The sequence below is a fragment of the Mesorhizobium sp. RCAM 05104 genome (genome assembly GCF_059683645.1).
The window spans coordinates 6,163,481-6,180,157 of record NZ_CM185033.1; the positions used below are offsets into that span (position 1 = coordinate 6,163,481).

The window sequence follows — 16,677 nt, forward strand, 5'->3', positions numbered from 1 at the left end:
GCGGCTTGAGACTGGCGCTGTCCGGGCGTGGGCAAATGTCTCAGTCTAATCAACTATCGAGATTCCAGCGGAATCCGTCGGGCAGTAGCAATTTTGCGCCAAGACTGTCGTTATCACGCGAACCGCCCCCCTTCCAAAGTTGCACATTCCTGGACATGTTCCCAATCCATGTCGTCTTTGACATCAGGGCCTGGATGCGGAATGTTAAAAGGCGGAAAGCCAACAATGGGAGTTAAGTCATGACGATCTACAAGAGTAATGGCGATCGCGTTCCGGATCACATCCTGGCCATGGCCGAAGAAGCCAAGGCAGGTAAGGTCGATCGCCGCGAATTCCTGGCCATGGCCAGCGTGTTCGGTGCATCGACGGCGATGGCCTACGGCCTGCTCGGCCTCGCCGACCCGACGCCGGCCAAGGCCGAAGAGGTAAAGGGCAAGAAGGGCGGCACGCTGAAGGTCGCGCAGTGGATCAAGGATCCGAAGGACCCGCGCAAGTCCGACTGGTCGGAAATCGCCAATGCCGAGCGCCAGGCGCTCGAGCCACTGGTCAAGTACACCACCGAATACACGTTCCGCCCCTATCTGCTGGAAAGCTGGGACGTGAACGACGACGCCACCGAATACACGCTGCATGTGCGCAAGGGCGTGACGTGGTCGAACGGCGATGCATTCACCGCGGACGACGTCATCTTCAACCTGAAGCGCTGGGGCGACAAGAAAGCCGAAGGCAATTCCATGCCCGGCCGTCTCGGCTCGCTGGTCAAGGACGACAAGCTCGACGAAAGCGCAGTGACCAAGAAGGACGATCACACGGTCGTGCTGAAGCTCAGCAAGCCCGACATCGCGCTCATCCCGAACATGTGCGACTATCCCGGCCTCATCGTCCACAAGAGCTTCGACGAGAAGGGTGGCGACTTCAAATCCTGCCCGATCGGCACTGGACCGTTCGAGCTCGTCTCCTACGATGTCGGCCAGAAGGTGGTCTACAAGCGCCGCGCCGACGACAAGTGGTGGGATGGCGAGGTGTTCCTCGACGGCATCGAGTTCATCGACTACGGCACCGATCCGGCGGCCATGGTCAGCGCCTTCGAAGCCGGCGAAGTGCACACCAACTTCGAAACCTCGGCCGACTATGTGTCGATCCTCGACGGCATGGACCTGGTGAAGTCGGAAGTGGTGACCGCGGCGACCATCGTGTGCCGCACCAACATCAAGAACAAGCCCTATGACGACCAGAAGGTGCGCAACGCGTTGCAGCTCGGTGTCGACAACAATGTCGTCCTCCAGCTTGGTTACGGCAATGCCGGCACCGTCGCCGAGAACCACCATGTCTGCGCCATTCATCCGGAATACTTCCAACTGCCGCCGATCAAGCGCGACCCGGCCAAGGCGAAGGCCCTGATGGCCGAGGCCGGCCAGGCCGATTTCGAGCACGAGCTGATCACCGTGGACGAGGACTGGCACAAGAACACCGGCGACGCGATCGCCGCCCAGCTTCGCGACGCCGGCATCAAGGTGAAGCGCACCGTGCTCCCGGGCTCGACATTCTGGAACGACTGGACGAAGTATCCGCTGTCGATGACCAACTGGAACATGCGCCCGCTCGGCGTTCAGGTTCTGGCCATCGCCTACCGCACCGGCGAAGCCTGGAACGAGGCGGCCTGGTCGAATCCTGACTGGGATGCCAAGCTCAACGCCGCGCTTTCGGTCGCCGATGCGGCCAAGCGCAAGGAGATGATGAAGGATATCGAGCAGGTGCTGCAGGATTCCGGCATCATCATCCAGCCGTACTGGCGCAAGCTCTTCAGCCACTCGGTCAAGGCGGTGCAGAACTACAAGATGCACCCGACCTACGAGCATGACTACGGCAAGGTCTGGCTCGACCAGGCCTGATCCGGATGAAGGGGAAGGGGGCGTTGCCCCTTTCCCCTCACTCTTTCGCAGCGATCTGAAGCCACGAGTGTGCACTGCAAAAAATTGCGGACTCCCCGGACAAGATCGTGCAATAAATCAAGAGCGGATCGCATCCGAGGGCTTGTTTGACAGCCGCCCCGCCGGCAACGGCAGGCAAGGCTTTGGAGCCGGCTCAAACCCCAACCCCGTCGGCAGGGGGCCGCCATGCTTTCTTTCGTTATCAGGCGTCTCGGCACCATGGCATTGACGATGCTGTGCCTGACGATGATCGTCTTCTTCCTGATCAATCTCGAGCCCAATCTGAAGAAGCTGGCGATCAGCCAGACGGAGATGCACACGTCGGCAGAGCAACTCGAAGGATGGCTGGCCAATCACGGCTACCGGCAGAACTTCTTCGTCCGCTACGGGCAGTGGCTGGGCATCCTGCCCAAGCAGCCGGTGACCGATCCCACGACAGGCAAGCCGGCGCAGCGTTTCACCTTTTGCAACGATCCGGTCGTGCCGACCTTCTCCGGCGTTCTCGAAGGCGATTTCGGCTGTTCGACCAAGTTCAAGGCGACGGTCGCCTCGAAGCTGTTCCCCGCTCTTGGCGCCACCGGCATCCTGATGTTCTGGGTGCTGGCGGTGATGGTGCCGATCTCGCTCTTGATCGGCATCCTGGCCGGCATGCGCGAGGGGTCGCGAACCGACCGGGTGCTTTCGGTGGCCTCGATCGCCTCGACGGCGACACCTGAATATGTGTCGGGCGTCATCTTCACCGTCATCTTCGCCTCATGGCTCGGCTGGCTGAACGGTTCGGCCGCATCGGCCAGCCAGGGCATCACCTTCTATAATTTCACGCTGCCCGTCATGACGCTGGCGATCTACGGCATCGGCTATATCGCCCGCATGACGCGCGCTTCGATGGTCGAGGTGATGACGCAGCAATATATCCGCACGGCCCGATTGAAGGGTCTCTCCTTCGGCAGCGTGGTGGTGAAACACGCGTTGCGCAATGCGTTGATCGCGCCCTTCACGGTCATCATGCTGCAGTTTCCGTGGCTGCTCACCGGCGTCGTCATCGTCGAGGTGATGTTCCGCTACCAGGGCTTTGGCTACACACTGGTCGAGGCGGCCGGCAACAACGACATCGATCTCTTGCTCGGCTGCTCGCTGGTCTCGGTGTTCATCGTCTTGATCACGCAGCTCATTTCCGATGTCGGCTACGCGTTTCTCAATCCGCGTATCAGAGTCCAGTAGGAGATCAGGCGGATGCAGATCGAATATATCAGCGCCGTCAGTGTCGTGCTCGGAGTGCTGTCACGCTTCTGGCCGGTGTGGATCGCGCTCATCATCGTCATGGGGGCAAGCTTCGCCTACAAGAAGAAGCTGGCGCTCTACGGCCAGCTGTTCGACAGCGGCGTCGGCATTGTCGGTGTCGGCATCTGCCTGTTCTGGCTGTTCACGGCGATCTTCGCATCGACCATCTCGCCTTTCGATCCGCTGGCCCAGGTCCCGGAGATGAAGGACACGCTGCCGGGTGCCATCGAGGCGAAATCGGGACTGGTCTATCTGTTCGGCGGCGACAAGCTGGCCCGCGACGTCTTCTCGCGCATGGTCTATGGCAGCCAGATCGTGCTGATCATCGCGCCGGCAGCGACCGGCTTCGCGCTGATGGTCGGCATCACGCTCGGCCTGCCGGCCGGCTATTACGGCGGCAAGATCGATACCGTGCTGTCGTTCCTGGCCAATCTCGTGCTGGCCTTCCCGGTCATCCTGTTGTTCTACCTGCTGGTGACGCCGGGCATCATGGACACGCCGATCCCCTATGGGTTGGCCGGCGTCTTCTTCCTGTTTCCGATCATCTTTTTCAGCGTGCTGTTCTGGACGCGCTTCAAGAACCGGCCCGACCGGCTCTATATCCTGCTCGGCCTGACGCTTGTCATCGGCGGCTGGATCTATGTCGGCCTCGTGTTCGACCGTGACCCGCTGCACATCGTGCATATCGATCCCAACCAGCTCAACATCTTCGTGGCGGTGGTGTTCGCCTCCAGCCCCGGCGTGTTCCGCATCGTGCGCGGCCTGGTGATGGACATCAAGACACGCGACTATGTGGCGGCGGCGCAGACGCGCGGCGAATCGCCCTGGTACATCATGCTGTGGGAGATCTTGCCAAATGCGCGCGGGCCGCTGATCGTCGATGCCTGCCTGCGCATCGGCTACACCACCATCCTGCTCGGCACGCTCGGCTATTTCGGCCTGGGCCTGGCGCCGGAAAGCCCGGACTGGGGCACCGCGATCAAGGACGCCAGCCGCCTGCTGCGCTCCTTCATTCACCCGGCGCTGCCGCCGACGATCGCGCTGATGTCGTTCGTGCTGGGCCTCAATTTGCTCGCCGACTCTTTGCGCGAACAATCGATGAAAGACTGATGGGCTGGCCTTCGACCCCAAGAGCGAAGAGCCGGACCTGAGAACCAAGGATTGGAGCGACCCATGAATGAGGCAGTTCGAAATCCCGGCAAGCCGACCCCTGGGCCGACCAATGGGCCGATCATCGAGATCGAGAACCTGTCGATCTCCTTCTTCACCCGCAAGGGCGAGATACCGGCGGTCATGGATTTTTCCTGCACCGTCATGCCGGGCGAGGCGATGGGCATCGTCGGCGAATCCGGCTGCGGCAAGTCGACCGTGTCGCTCGGCATCATGCGCGACCTCTCCAACATCGGGAAGATCGTCGGCGGCAAGATCAAGTTCCAGGGCAAGGACATGGGCGAGCTCTCCGACGAGGAGCTGCGCTCCATCCGTGGCAACAAGATCGCCATGATCTACCAGGAGCCGATGGCAAGCCTCAATCCGGCGATGAAGGTCGGCCAGCAGCTGATGGAAGTGCCACTGATCCACGACAAGGTGTCGAAGGAAGAGGCTTATAAACGAGCGCTCGAAATGGTGCGCTCGGTGAAGCTTCCCGACCCCGAGCGCATGATGCGCTCCTATCCGCACCAGCTGTCAGGCGGCCAGCAGCAGCGCATCGTCATCGCCATGGCGCTGCTGTCGAAGCCGGCGCTGCTGCTGCTCGACGAGCCGACGACGGCGCTCGACGTAACGGTGGAGGCGGGCATTGTCGATCTGGTCAAGGGGCTGGGCGAGAAGTTCGGCACCTCGATGATCTTCGTGTCGCACAATCTGGGTCTCATCCTGGAGACCTGCGACCGCATCACGGTCATGTATTCGGGCGAGGCGGTCGAGACCGGCAAGATCAAGGACGTGTTCGACCGGATGCGCCATCCCTACACGCAAGGGCTGTTCCGCTCGATCCCGCTGCCTGGCGCCGACAAGAATTCGCGGCCGTTGATCTCCATCCCCGGGCAATTGCCGCTGCCGCACGAACGGCCCAAGGGCTGCAATTTCGGCCCGCGCTGCCACCATTTCGTGGAAGGCGTCTGCAACGCCGCCGAAATCCCGATGATCGAGGTCGCGGGCCACGAGGGCCATTTCTCACGCTGCGTGCGCTTCAACGAGATCGACTGGGAAGCGCTGCCGCCCGGCGCCAAGAAGGTCAATGAGCGCGTCGTGCCCGGCGCGCCGGTGCTGAAGATCGAGGACCTCCGGAAGTACTACAAGGTCGGCGGCAACGAGGTCTTCGGCTCGAGCGAGGGGCGTGTGGTCAAGGCAAACGAGACGATCTCGTTCATGGCGCGCGAATCCGAGACCGTCGCCATTGTCGGCGAATCCGGCTGCGGAAAGTCGACGCTGGCCAAGGTCCTGCTCGGACTGGAGACGGCAAGCTCGGGCACTGTCACGCTGGGCAACAAGGAAATCCAGTCGACCGGCATCGAGAGCCGCAGCGTCGATACCGTGTCGTCGATCCAGATGGTGTTCCAGAACCCGTTCGACACGCTCAACCCCAGCCATTCGGTCGGCTCGCAGATCATCCGCACGCTGGAGAAATTCAAGGTCGGCAAGACGGTTGCCGACCGCCGCAAGCGGATGCTGGAACTGCTCGACCTGGTGAAGCTGCCGCGGGCTTTCGAGACCCGCAAGCCGCGCCAGCTTTCGGGCGGCCAGAAGCAGCGCATCGGCGTGGCGCGCGCCTTTGCCGGCGACGCCAAGGTGGTGGTGGCCGACGAGCCGGTCTCGGCGCTCGACGTGTCGGTGCAGGCCGCGGTGACGGAACTCTTGATGGACATCCAGCGCAAGAACAAGACGACGATGCTGTTCATCAGCCACGACCTGTCCGTCGTGCGCTACATCGCCGACCGCGTCGTCGTCATGTATCTCGGCTATATCGTCGAGCAAGGCACGACCGACCAGATCTTCGCGCCGCCCTATCACCCCTATACCGAGGCGCTGCTGTCGGCGATCCCGATCGCCGACACCAGCGTGGTGAAGCGGCACATCGTGCTGGAGGGCGACATCCCGTCGGCAATGAACCCGCCGTCCGGCTGTCCGTTCCAGACGCGCTGCGGCTACAAGAAGCTGGTGCCGGACAATCTCTGTGAGACCAAGGTGCCGCCGGTCAAGCATCTCGGCAACGGCCATATGAGCCTGTGCTGGCTTTCCGACGACGTGCTGGCCAAGATGGAGCCGGTGATCAAGTTCGACAAGGAGCATGCCGCGCATGAGGGCGTGCCGGAAGACGCGCCGCATGCCAGCGGCCCGGGTTTTGCCGGCGAGCCACCGAAGCGTCCGCGCGGCAAGAAGCCGAGCTGACCGATCGAGGTTAGAGGCACGGCGCGTTCAGTTGCCGCACTGGCTCAGCTGCTGCGCATAGTCCCGCGCCATCTTTTCGGTGGCCCGGGCATAGCCCCGGACGCCGGCGTCGCCGCGGTTGCCGCGGCCATAGGCGGTCCAGCCGAGATAGTAGGCGAGATAGAGATTGTAGGTGTCGTTGCGGGCGACACCGTAGGTGTCGGCGGTCTTGGAATGGTACCAGCCGACGAAATCGACGGCATCGGCGAATTTCGTCCGCCGCGCCGCCCAGTTGCCGGTTTCGCTCTGATATTGCGACCAAGTGCCGTCCAGCGCCTGCGAGAAGCCGGTGGCCGACGAGACGTGCGTCCACGGAATGAAGCCGAGCAGCTTGGTGCGCGGCGGCCGGGCATTGCTCTTGAAGCCGGATTCCTTGCGCACCGTCGCCATAAGCACGGGAACCGGCACGCCGTATTTCTGCTGCGTGCGCTCGGCCGCCGACTGCCAGTTGTCGAACCAGCCGTCGTTCTGATCGAAGACAGCACAGACATTGTTGATGTGGCTGGGTGCCGTCGCGCAGGCCGAAAGTGCCAGCAGCACGCCAACCGCTACAATTTTACTAAAACTCGACCTACGCATTGGCAGAGCAATAGGCCGAAATCATAAAGGGAATCTTGCTGCCGGCGTTAACGTTTCGTCGGCGCATCTGCCCGGGAAGATATCGTATTGATAATCCGACGCAATTCGTCGTTTTTTCTAAACAGATATTGCAGAAATGCCGCCTTGGCTAAAATCGCGCCCGCAAGCGGCGTATTTCTGACAGCTTGGCTGGTTGCCCGGGGCTTTGATGCCGGGCATGAACGAGCCAAGACGTAAACGCGGTGCCGAGCGCACCAGCAACAGGGGCCCGACGCCCATTCCGCAACTGCCGCTGCGGCGGGTAACCAATCCCTATCCGCCGATGGCCCTGCTGTCGTCCGACCAGATCGAGCAGATCCACCAGGCGTCGATGCACATATTGGAGAATTTCGGCATCGAGGTGATGAGCCCGCGGGCGCTGTCGCTGTTCGAGAAGGCAGGGGCCACAGTCGATCATGCTACGGCCAATGTCCGCATCGATCGAGGCATGGTAGGCGAAGCGCTGAAAACGACACGGTCCAATTACACTCTGACGCCACGCAACCCGGCCAACACCGTTCATCTCGGCGGCAACACCATCAACTTCACGCTGGTTGCCGGGCCGCCCAATGTGCATGACATGGAGCGCGGCCGGCGCGCCGGCAATCTGCGGGACTATGCTGATCTCACCCGGCTGGCGCAGCATTTCAACTGCATTCACATGCTCGGCAACCAAGTCTGCGCGCCGGTGGAACTGCCGGCCAATTCCCGTCACCTCGACACCTATTTCACCAATCTGACGCTGAGCGACAAGAGCTTCCATGTCTCGGCGATCGGCCGGGGCAGGGCGCTCGACGGCATCGAGATGATGGCGATCGCGCGCGGGCTGACGCTGGATGAGATGCGCGACGATCCCGGCATCGCCACCATCATCTCGGTCAACTCGCCACGACGCTTCGACGAGATGATGGCGGAGGGGCTGATGACGATGGCCGAGTTCGGCCAGTCGGTGGCGGTGACGCCGTTCACGCTGATGGGGGCGATGAGCCCAGTGACGCTGGCCGGCGCGCTGGCACAGCAGAATGCCGAGGCGCTGTTCGGCGTGGTGCTGACGCAGCTGGTGCGTCCCGGTGCGCCGGTCATGTATGGCGCCTTCACCTCCAATGTCGACATGAAGTCGGGCGCGCCGGCCTTTGGCACGCCGGAGAACACCAAGGCCAACGTCGCGTCGGGGCAACTGGCGCGGCGCTATGGGCTGCCTTACCGCACGACGCCGGGCTCGGCCTCCAACGCCGCCGACGCGCAAGGCGCCTATGAGACGCTGATGGCGCTATGGGGCGCGGTGCTCGGCCACGGCAACCTCGTCTATCACGCCGCCGGATGGCAGGAGGGCGGGCTCACGGCATCGTTCGAAAAATTCATCATCGATGTCGAGATGATCCAGCACATGATGGAGTTCTTGCGCCCGATCGAGGTCAACGAGGCCGAGCTTGCCGTCGAGGCGCTGGGCGCGGTGCCGACCGGTGGCCATTTCTTCGGCGAGCCGCATACGCTGGAGCGCTATGCCACCGCCTTCTACCAACCGATGCTCTCCAACTGGCAGAACTACGAAGCCTGGCAGGAGGCTGGCGCGCTCGACGCCACGGCGCGCGCGACGCGGCTGTGGAAGAAGGCGCTGGAAGAGTACGCCGAGCCGGTGATGGATGTCGCCGTGCGCGAGGCGCTGGAGGCCTATGTGGCCAAGCGCAAGGAAGCGATCGGGCAGGGCGAGCCGTGATGCGCCAGTCTTCCTGCCTTGATTCACTTCCTTCATCCAACTCACTGAAATAACGAGAAAACCTATGAAGTCGCATGCAAAGGTCGTGGTCATTGGCGGTGGCGTCGTCGGGTGCTCCGTGCTGTTCCATCTCGCCCGACACGGCTGGACCGACGTCGTGCTGCTGGAGCGCGACGAGCTGACCTCCGGCTCAACCTGGCACGCGGCCGGCGGCATGCATACGATCAATGGCGACCCCAACGTTGCCAAGCTGCAGAAATACACCATCAGCCTCTACAAGGAGATCGAGGAGCTTTCCGGCCAGGCAACCGGCGTGCACCTGACCGGCGGCGTGCTTCTGGCGGCGACCGAGGCACGCCTCGACTGGCTGCGCGGCGTCGTCGCCAAAGGCCGCTATCTCGGCATCGAACTGGAAGTGATTTCGCCGAAAGAGGCGGCCGAACTGATGCCGCTGCTCGACCCCAAGCAGTTCGTTGGCGCCGTCAGAAACAAGGAGGACGGCCATCTCGATCCCTCCGGCGTCACCCATGCCTATGCCAAGGCCGCGCGTAAACTCGGCGCCGAGGTCGAGCGCTTCACCAAGGTCGAGGACATCGTGCGGCGTGCCGACGGGATGTGGCGTGTCATCACCAACAAGGGCGAAGTGGTGGCCGAGCACGTCGTCAACGCCGGGGGCCTGTGGGCGCGCGAGGTCGGCCGCATGGTTGGCCTCGAACTGCCGGTGCTGGCGATGGAGCACATGTACCTGATCACCGAGGACATGCCGGAAGTCGCCGCCTGGAACCAGAAGACCGGTACCGAGATCATGCATGCGGTCGATTTCGACGGCGAGCTCTATCTACGCCAGGAGCGCGGCGGCATGTTGATGGGCACCTATGAGAAGGCCAACAAGCCGTGGTCCGAATTCCAGACGCCATGGAATTTCGGTCATGAACTGCTGGCGCCCGACATCGACCGCATCGCGCCGTCGCTGGAGGTCGGCTTCCGGCATTTCCCGGCTTTCCAGGACACCGGCATCAAGCAGATCATCAACGGCCCGTTCACCTTCGCGCCGGACGGCAACCCGCTGGTCGGGCCGGTGCGCGGTCTGCCGGGCTTCTGGGTGGCCTGCGGCGTCATGGCCGGCTTTTCACAGGGCGGCGGCGTTGGCCTGGCGCTGTCCAACTGGATGATCGAGGGCGATCCCGGCGCCGACATCTGGGCGATGGATGTCGCGCGCTATGGCGACTGGGCGACGATGGCCTACACCAACGCCAAGGTGCGCGAGAATTACTCGCGCCGCTTCTCGATCCGCTTCCCCAATGAGGAGCTGCCAGCGGGGCGGCCGCTGAAGACGACGCCGGTCTATGATCTGTTGTCGGCCAAAGGCGCACAGTGGGGTGTCGCCTATGGGCTGGAGGTGCCGCTTTGGTATGCACCCGAAGGCGTCAAGGACGAGTTCTCATGGCGCCGCTCGAGCGATTTCACGCATGTGGCCAACGAGGTGAAGACCGTTCGCACCGGTGTCGGCCTGTCGGAGATTTCGAGCTTCGCCAAATACAAGGTGACGGGTGAGGGGGCGGCGGCGTGGCTTGATCGCCTGCTTGCCTGCAAATTGCCGAAGCCCGGCCGCATGACGCTGGCGCCGATGCTGAAGGAAGATGGCAAGCTGATCGGCGATTTCACGCTGGCCAATCTCGGCAGTGACGGCTGGTTCCTCGCCGGTTCGGGTGTTGCCGAGCAATACCACATGCGCTGGTTCGAAAAGCACCTGCCTGACGACGGCTCGGTTCGTATCGAGGCGCTGGGGCAAAAGCTCACCGGCTTGTCGATCGCCGGGCCGAAGGCGCGCGATGTGCTGGCGAAGGCCACGCGCTCGGATGTTTCGAATGCGGCGTTTCCGTTCATGGCCATCGCCAGGATGGATATCGGCATGGCGCCGTGCCTGGTCGGCCGCGTCAGCTACACCGGCGATCTCGGCTACGAGATGTGGGTGGCGCCGGAGTATCAGCGCGCCGCATTCCAGGCCCTGATGGCGGCGGGTGAGGAATTCGGCATCGGCCTGTTCGGTTCGCGCGCGCTCAACGCATTGCGGCTGGAGAAGAATTACGGCTCATGGGCGCGCGAATACCGGCCGATTTACGGGCCGCTTGAAGCCGGCCTCGACCGCTTTGTCGCCTATGGCAAGGAGGCCGATTTCATCGGCAAGGCAGGAGCGCTGGCCGAGCGCAAACAAGGCGGCAAGCTGCGCCTGCGTGCCTTCATCCTCGATGCCCGCGACGCCGATGTCATCGGCGACGAGCCGATCTGGTTCGGCGGCGCCGTGCGCGGCTGGGTCACCTCGGGCGGCTACGCGCATCATTCGAAAAAGTCCGTCGCCGTCGGCTATGTCCCGAAGGAGATCGCCGACGAGAGCGACGGGTTCGAAATCGAGTTGCTTGGCAAGCGTCACGCGGCGCGCATGCAGGCGGCGCCGCTCTTCGATGCGAATTTCGAGCGCATGAGAGGGTGAAGGCTCACCCTCTGTTCCGGCCTCACCTGTTATCGCGGTTGTCCAGCGCGAAGGCGCCGGCGCCGGCAAAGAACAGATAGAGGAAGATGAAGCAGAACGAGATTGCCGAATCGCCACCATTGTTGACCGGGAAGAAGTCACGCGGCATGTGCGCCATGAAATAGGCGATCGCCATTTCGCCGGCCAGAAGGAATGCCACCGGCCGAGTGAAGAGCCCCAGCGCCAGCAGGATGCCGCCGGCGAATTCGAGGATGGCGGCGGTGAGCGTCAGCCCGGAGAGGGCGTGGGGGTCGGCACTGACGGGGAAATTGAACAGTTTCTGGCTGCCATGTTCAATGAACTGCAGCGCGGTCATGATGCGCAGCACGCCGAGCGCCTGCGGCTGGTATCTGGCAAGGCCTTCAAAAAGCTTCATCTAAAACTCCATTTCACCCTCCCGACCCGGCCATAGATTATCGCCCGGCAATGGACCATTCACTTCCCGTGGAGTGCCATCAACAATCGGTGAGTGGAAATGTTCCCCAGTCCGACTCTCAAATGTTCTCGTCAGGGTTGCATTCATATCGCTATGGTTGTATCAGTAGGGACACTCTAAACATCTGGGTCCCTTCGCCATGAAAAAAGTCATCATCAGCCTATTCGCAATCCTTGCAGGCACCAGCTTCGCCATGGCCGAAGACGCCGGCTGCGAGGCCTTCAAATGGCCGGTGACGCGGGAACAGGCGCTGTTTGCCACGGCGCCCGCAACGCCGTCTGGAGCGACGCTGGTGGTGGGCGCTGCAGCGGATCTGGCCCTGGTCCCGGCGGAGAAAGCCGATTTTACGCTGCCGCCCGAACGCGCCCCGGCAGAGGGCACGTTTGGCGCCGTCGCCAGCGTCGAGGTGCCGTCCGAGGGGGCCATTCAGATCAGCCTCTCAGGCGAGGCCTGGATCGATGTCATCCAGGACGGCAAGGCCATCAAGTCGGCGGGTTATAGCGGCGTGAAAACCTGCCCCGGCATCCGCAAGAGCGTGCGCTTCAAGCTCGCGGCCGGCCCGGCCACCGTCCAGTTCAGTGGCGCGAAAAAGGCTGAGCTGAAGGTCGCGGTGCTGACCCCGGAATAGGACGGGCCAGGCAGAGGAACGCGGCCTTTCATCCGTGGTGCGATGAAAGGCCGTCGCTTCGTACCAGCGGTGTTTATCGCCGTCAGCGCACCGGCGCCATCAGCGCGAAATGCGCGCCTTGCGGGTCCGCGCATTGCACGATCCAGCTGCCGCCGGGAACTTCCATTGGCCCCATCAGGATCTTGCCGCCATTGTCGGTGACGCGTTTGGCCGCCGCGTCGATGGCCGGGACGTTGAAGTAGAACTGCCAGACCGGCACCGGGATCTGTTCGGGCTTGTTCATGATGCCGCCGCCGGATTCGGGGCCGGCCGTAAAGGTCTGGTAGATGCCCATCGGGCCCATGTCGAAGTCACCCGCATTGGCCCAGCCGAATTGGCCGGAATAGAAATCGAACGCGGCCTTCCAGTCCGAGGTGTACAGCTCGTGCCAGCCGATATGACCCGGCGTTGCGGCCGGCACGGTGGGCTGGTCGGGGCCATTCGGCTGCAGGAACATGAATGTTGCGCCTTGCGGATCGGCGACGACGGCAAAGCGGCCGACGCCCGGAATGTCGTCGGGCTCGCGGTGGACAGCTCCGCCGGCAGCCTTCAGTGCCTTGGTCGAGGCATCAACATCCTTGGTGTGGATATAACCGAGCCAGGCGGGCGGCATGCCCATCTTGGCGGCGTCCTCGGGCATCGTCATCAGGCCACCTACGCCACGCTCGCCGATATTCATGACGATATAGCGCGGCATTCCGGGGGCCTTGTCGAAAGGCTGCGCCGTCCAGCCGACCACCTTGGTGTAGAACGCCTCGGCGGCGTCGAGGTCTGATGTCATCAATTCGTACCAGAAGAAGGGCATCGGGGATTTCGGCATTGTCGGTCTCCTCACCTTATGCATCGATCGTTGTCCGATCGATCCTAGGACGATCTTCACGATGGAATTCCGACACCCGCCTGGACAACAATCGTCCACCCGGAGCAAATGTTCCCAGGCTTGCGCGCGCCGCTGTTTTCGATTTCTCTGCGACAAAGACAAAGAGGGGACGTCGTTTCATGCGCCGGATGTCGCTCACGCCCGAGCTTGTCGCACTGTGCCATCGGGAAGAGGCCGATCCCGGCCCGGATCCGAGCTGGACGCCGTTGGACGACCAGGATTTCCGGACCCTTGCTTCGCGGCTGTCCGATGAAGCCGACGCGGGGCCACTATGGGTGTTCGCCTACGGATCGCTGATCTGGAAGCCGGAATTCGAGTCGGTCGAGCAACAGCTCGCCACGGCCTTCGGCTGGCACCGCTCCTTTTGTCTCGACATGGTGCGTTGGCGCGGCAGCGCCGAGCAGCCGGGGCTGATGATGGCGCTCGAACGGGGCGGACGCTGCAACGGGGTCATCTACCGCTTGCCCGAGGGCGAAAAACCGACCCAGATCGAAAGGCTGCTGCGGCGTGAGATCAACGACCACGAAAGCATCGACTCGGTCAGATGGCTGCCGGTGCATACGGGCCAGGGCGCGCTGCGAGCGCTTGGCTTCTGGGTCGGCGTGAAGGGCAGGGGAACGTCACTGAGCCAGCCGCTGGAGAGGGTGGCCGGCGTACTGGCCAGGGCTTGCGGACATATCGGATCCGGCGCCGAATATCTCTACAACACGGTCAGTCATCTCGAAGCGTTCGGCATCCACGACCGAAATCTGTGGCGGCTGCAGGAGCTGGTCGCCGACGAGGTCCGGGCCATTCATGGCCATGCGCTCGATTTCGGTCGTCCGACGATGCTGTAAACGCAACCTCTTGCGCATAACATGAGTGAAAAAATCATGTTATTGCACAGTCTTTTCAGTGCTTTGCGCCGAAAATTGACCAATTGATAAAAAAATAAAACGTGCTAGCCTTTCCCAAAACGAAAACATGGGGAACTGAGAATGCCAGAAGGCCAGTTCAGGGAAGGCATTGCAGGCGGAAGGCTCGCGGCCGACCAGTACGCGGACAATTTTTCCGACCTGCACCCGCCGCTCGATCACCACGAGGCTCTGGTCGAATCCGACCGCTGTTATTTCTGCTACGACGCGCCGTGCATGAATGCGTGCCCGACCTCGATCGACATTCCGCTGTTCATCCGCCAGATATCGACCGGCAATCCGATCGGTTCGGCCAAGACGATCTTCGACCAGAATATTCTGGGCGGCATGTGCGCCCGCGTCTGCCCGACCGAGACGCTGTGCGAGGAGGTCTGCGTGCGCGAGGTGGCGGAAGGCAAGCCGGTGCAGATCGGCCGTCTGCAGCGCTACGCCACTGATATCGCCATGGCCGAGAACAAGCAGTTTTATCCGCGCGCCACGCCGACCGGCAAGACGGTGGCCGTGGTAGGCGCAGGGCCGGCCGGCCTTGCCGCCGCGCACAGGCTCGCCCGCCATGGCCACGACGTCACCATCCTGGAAGCGCGACCGAAGGCCGGCGGGCTCAACGAATACGGCATCGCAGCCTACAAGAGCGTCGACAATTTCGCCCAGGCCGAGGTCGAATACGTGACCGCCATCGGCGGCATCGACATCCAGAACGGCAAGGCGCTTGGCCGTGACTATCAACTGTCCGACCTGATCCGCAATTACGACGCGGTGTTTCTCGGCATGGGGCTTGGCGGCGTCAACGCGCTGCGCGCCGATGGCGAGGACGCCGACGGCGTCACCAATGCGGTGGAGTTCATCGCCGAACTGCGCCAGGCCAGCGATCTCGCCAGCCTGCCGGTTGGCCGCCGCGTCGTTGTCATCGGTGGCGGCATGACGGCGATCGACGCCGCCGTGCAGTCGAAACTGCTTGGCGCCGAGGAGGTGACGATCTGCTACCGGCGTGGCCAGGAGCACATGAACGCTTCCGAATTCGAACAGGATCTGGCCGCGGCCAACGGTGTCACCATCCGCCATTGGCTGCAGCCGAAGCGGGTCATTTCCGAAGGCGGCAAGGTGTCGGGCATCGAACTCGAATACACCGCGCTCACCGGCGACAAGCTCGCCGGCACCGGCGAGACGCTGACGCTTACCGCCGACCAGGTGTTCAAGGCGATCGGCCAGAGCTTTGTGCCGGCAGCGCTCAATGGCAGCAGTGCGGCGATCGAGCTTGAAGCCGGCCGCATCAAGGTCGATGCGGAAGGTCGTACTTCGCTGGCCAATGTCTGGGCCGGCGGCGACTGCATCTTCGGTGGCGACGACCTCACCGTCTCGGCGGTGGCGCAAGGCCGCGACGCGGCGGAGAGCATGCACAGGAGTCTGATGCAGGGATAGGGATCATGGCCACGCTGGAACCTGGCATCGCCCGTCACTACGACATATCGGGCCTGGAGGAACGGATCCTTGCCGCGCTCGCCGATACTGGCGTGGACGTTGCCCATCTGCGCGCCGGCAATCTCGAAGCGGCCGACGAATTCCATATTGGCGGCGTGGCCGCCACCAAGGAACTCGTCGATCAGATGGACCTCAAGCCCACAGCCAAGCTTCTCGACATCGGCTCCGGCATCGGCGGTCCGGCCCGCTTCGTCGCGAACAGCGCCGGCGCCGAGGTCACCGGCATCGACCTGACGCAGAGCTATGTCGATATCGCGACAAGCCTGTCGAAGCGAACTGGAATGGCTGGCAAGACGCGCTTCGTGCAGGGCAGCGCGCTGGACATGCCATTCGCAAACGACAGCTTCGATGCGGCTGTCATCCTGCATGTCGGCATGAACCTTCCCGACAAGCCGAAGCTGATGAGCGAGACTGCCCGCGTGCTCAAGCCGGGCGGCATCTTTGCCGTCTACGACGTGATGCGGCTGAAGGATGGCGCGCTATCCTATCCCTTGCCTTGGGCATCCGATGAAACCATGTCCTTCGTCGCCACGCCCAACGACTATCGCGCGGCTGCCGCCGCGGCGGGTTTCTTGGTGAAGGCAGAGCGGCAACGTGGCGTGTTCGCCGTCGAATTCTTCGCCACGATGCGTGCCGGGATGGCCGCCGCGCAAGCGGAAGGCAGGAAGCCGCCGCCCGGTGTCGGCCTCGTCATGGGCGAGAACGCCCGCACCAAGATCGCCAACCTTACCGCCGCGCTTGAAGGCGGCATTCTCGCACCCGTCGAATTGATCCTTCGTCTCGGCTGAAAGGGAC

13 protein-coding genes are annotated in these 16,677 nt (G+C 62.9%); 10 read left to right on the forward strand and 3 right to left on the reverse strand.

Annotation, left to right across the window (positions count from 1 at the left end; translation table 11 throughout):
* Positions 1 to 239: 239 nt before the first annotated feature.
* The 4 genes from AC56QP_RS30190 (at position 240) to AC56QP_RS30205 (ending at position 6,602) form a co-directional block, all read left to right on the forward strand.
* Complete coding sequence (locus AC56QP_RS30190; protein WP_489862164.1) at positions 240 to 1,892, forward strand: ABC transporter substrate-binding protein; 1,653 nt, start codon at positions 240 to 242, stop codon at positions 1,890 to 1,892.
* A gap of 225 nt (positions 1,893 to 2,117) precedes the next feature.
* On the forward strand, positions 2,118 to 3,152 hold the full coding sequence (locus AC56QP_RS30195) for an ABC transporter permease (protein WP_489862163.1): 1,035 nt from the start codon (positions 2,118 to 2,120) through the stop codon (positions 3,150 to 3,152).
* Positions 3,153 to 3,164: 12 nt separating this feature from the next.
* Positions 3,165 to 4,322, forward strand: coding sequence for an ABC transporter permease (locus AC56QP_RS30200; RefSeq protein ID WP_489862162.1), 1,158 nt, complete (start codon positions 3,165 to 3,167; stop codon positions 4,320 to 4,322).
* A 63-nt stretch (positions 4,323 to 4,385) separates the two neighbouring features.
* On the forward strand, positions 4,386 to 6,602 hold the full coding sequence (locus AC56QP_RS30205) for a dipeptide ABC transporter ATP-binding protein (RefSeq protein ID WP_489862161.1): 2,217 nt from the start codon (positions 4,386 to 4,388) through the stop codon (positions 6,600 to 6,602).
* Between the two features lie 27 nt (positions 6,603 to 6,629).
* Here AC56QP_RS30205 and AC56QP_RS30210 read toward each other — a convergent pair whose 3' ends face one another.
* Complete coding sequence (locus AC56QP_RS30210; protein WP_489862160.1) at positions 6,630 to 7,220, reverse strand: transglycosylase SLT domain-containing protein; 591 nt, start codon at positions 7,218 to 7,220, stop codon at positions 6,630 to 6,632.
* A 217-nt stretch (positions 7,221 to 7,437) separates the two neighbouring features.
* Between AC56QP_RS30210 and AC56QP_RS30215 the strand changes: the two genes are divergently transcribed.
* A complete protein-coding gene (locus AC56QP_RS30215; protein ID WP_489862159.1) occupies positions 7,438 to 8,976 on the forward strand; it encodes a trimethylamine methyltransferase family protein in 1,539 nt (512 codons plus the stop codon).
* Positions 8,977 to 9,040: 64 nt separating this feature from the next.
* A complete protein-coding gene (locus AC56QP_RS30220) occupies positions 9,041 to 11,467 on the forward strand; it encodes a GcvT family protein (protein ID WP_489862158.1) in 2,427 nt (808 codons plus the stop codon).
* 22 nt (positions 11,468 to 11,489) lie between these two features.
* Here AC56QP_RS30220 and AC56QP_RS30225 read toward each other — a convergent pair whose 3' ends face one another.
* Positions 11,490 to 11,882, reverse strand: coding sequence for a DoxX family protein (locus AC56QP_RS30225; RefSeq protein WP_489862157.1), 393 nt, complete (start codon positions 11,880 to 11,882; stop codon positions 11,490 to 11,492).
* A 199-nt stretch (positions 11,883 to 12,081) separates the two neighbouring features.
* Between AC56QP_RS30225 and AC56QP_RS30230 the strand changes: the two genes are divergently transcribed.
* Positions 12,082 to 12,570 (forward strand): hypothetical protein, encoded by a 489-nt coding sequence (locus AC56QP_RS30230; RefSeq protein WP_489862156.1) that lies wholly within the window; start codon positions 12,082 to 12,084, stop codon positions 12,568 to 12,570.
* 82 nt (positions 12,571 to 12,652) lie between these two features.
* On the opposite strand, the gene AC56QP_RS30235 is transcribed toward AC56QP_RS30230, so the two are convergent.
* On the reverse strand, positions 12,653 to 13,429 hold the full coding sequence (locus tag AC56QP_RS30235) for a VOC family protein (protein WP_489862155.1): 777 nt from the start codon (positions 13,427 to 13,429) through the stop codon (positions 12,653 to 12,655).
* Positions 13,430 to 13,608: 179 nt separating this feature from the next.
* Between AC56QP_RS30235 and AC56QP_RS30240 the strand changes: the two genes are divergently transcribed.
* The 3 genes from AC56QP_RS30240 to AC56QP_RS30250 all read left to right on the forward strand — a co-directional run bounded on the left by AC56QP_RS30240 (position 13,609) and on the right by AC56QP_RS30250 (position 16,670).
* On the forward strand, positions 13,609 to 14,325 hold the full coding sequence (locus AC56QP_RS30240; RefSeq protein WP_489862154.1) for a gamma-glutamylcyclotransferase: 717 nt from the start codon (positions 13,609 to 13,611) through the stop codon (positions 14,323 to 14,325).
* A gap of 141 nt (positions 14,326 to 14,466) precedes the next feature.
* Positions 14,467 to 15,822, forward strand: a complete 1,356-nt coding sequence (locus tag AC56QP_RS30245) for an NAD(P)-dependent oxidoreductase (protein WP_489862153.1) — start codon at positions 14,467 to 14,469, stop codon at positions 15,820 to 15,822.
* A 5-nt stretch (positions 15,823 to 15,827) separates the two neighbouring features.
* The gene (locus tag AC56QP_RS30250; RefSeq protein ID WP_489862152.1) at positions 15,828 to 16,670 is read left to right on the forward strand and encodes a class I SAM-dependent methyltransferase; all 843 of its coding nucleotides are present in this window, start codon (positions 15,828 to 15,830) and stop codon (positions 16,668 to 16,670) included.
* Positions 16,671 to 16,677: the final 7 nt, after the last annotated feature.

Bases quoted from the DNA above. Each gene is read 5' to 3' on its own strand.
- AC56QP_RS30190 (WP_489862164.1), top strand. From the start codon at position 240: ATGACGATCTACAAGAGTAATGGCGATCGCGTTCCGGATCACATCCTG.
- AC56QP_RS30195 (WP_489862163.1), top strand. From the start codon at position 2,118: ATGCTTTCTTTCGTTATCAGGCGTCTCGGCACCATGGCATTGACGATG.
- AC56QP_RS30200 (WP_489862162.1), top strand. From the start codon at position 3,165: ATGCAGATCGAATATATCAGCGCCGTCAGTGTCGTGCTCGGAGTGCTG.
- AC56QP_RS30205 (WP_489862161.1), top strand. From the start codon at position 4,386: ATGAATGAGGCAGTTCGAAATCCCGGCAAGCCGACCCCTGGGCCGACC.
- AC56QP_RS30210 (WP_489862160.1), bottom strand. From the start codon at position 7,220: ATGCGTAGGTCGAGTTTTAGTAAAATTGTAGCGGTTGGCGTGCTGCTG.
- AC56QP_RS30215 (WP_489862159.1), top strand. From the start codon at position 7,438: ATGAACGAGCCAAGACGTAAACGCGGTGCCGAGCGCACCAGCAACAGG.
- AC56QP_RS30220 (WP_489862158.1), top strand. From the start codon at position 9,041: ATGAAGTCGCATGCAAAGGTCGTGGTCATTGGCGGTGGCGTCGTCGGG.
- AC56QP_RS30225 (WP_489862157.1), bottom strand. From the start codon at position 11,882: ATGAAGCTTTTTGAAGGCCTTGCCAGATACCAGCCGCAGGCGCTCGGC.
- AC56QP_RS30230 (WP_489862156.1), top strand. From the start codon at position 12,082: ATGAAAAAAGTCATCATCAGCCTATTCGCAATCCTTGCAGGCACCAGC.
- AC56QP_RS30235 (WP_489862155.1), bottom strand. From the start codon at position 13,429: ATGCCGAAATCCCCGATGCCCTTCTTCTGGTACGAATTGATGACATCA.
- AC56QP_RS30240 (WP_489862154.1), top strand. From the start codon at position 13,609: ATGCGCCGGATGTCGCTCACGCCCGAGCTTGTCGCACTGTGCCATCGG.
- AC56QP_RS30245 (WP_489862153.1), top strand. From the start codon at position 14,467: ATGCCAGAAGGCCAGTTCAGGGAAGGCATTGCAGGCGGAAGGCTCGCG.
- AC56QP_RS30250 (WP_489862152.1), top strand. From the start codon at position 15,828: ATGGCCACGCTGGAACCTGGCATCGCCCGTCACTACGACATATCGGGC.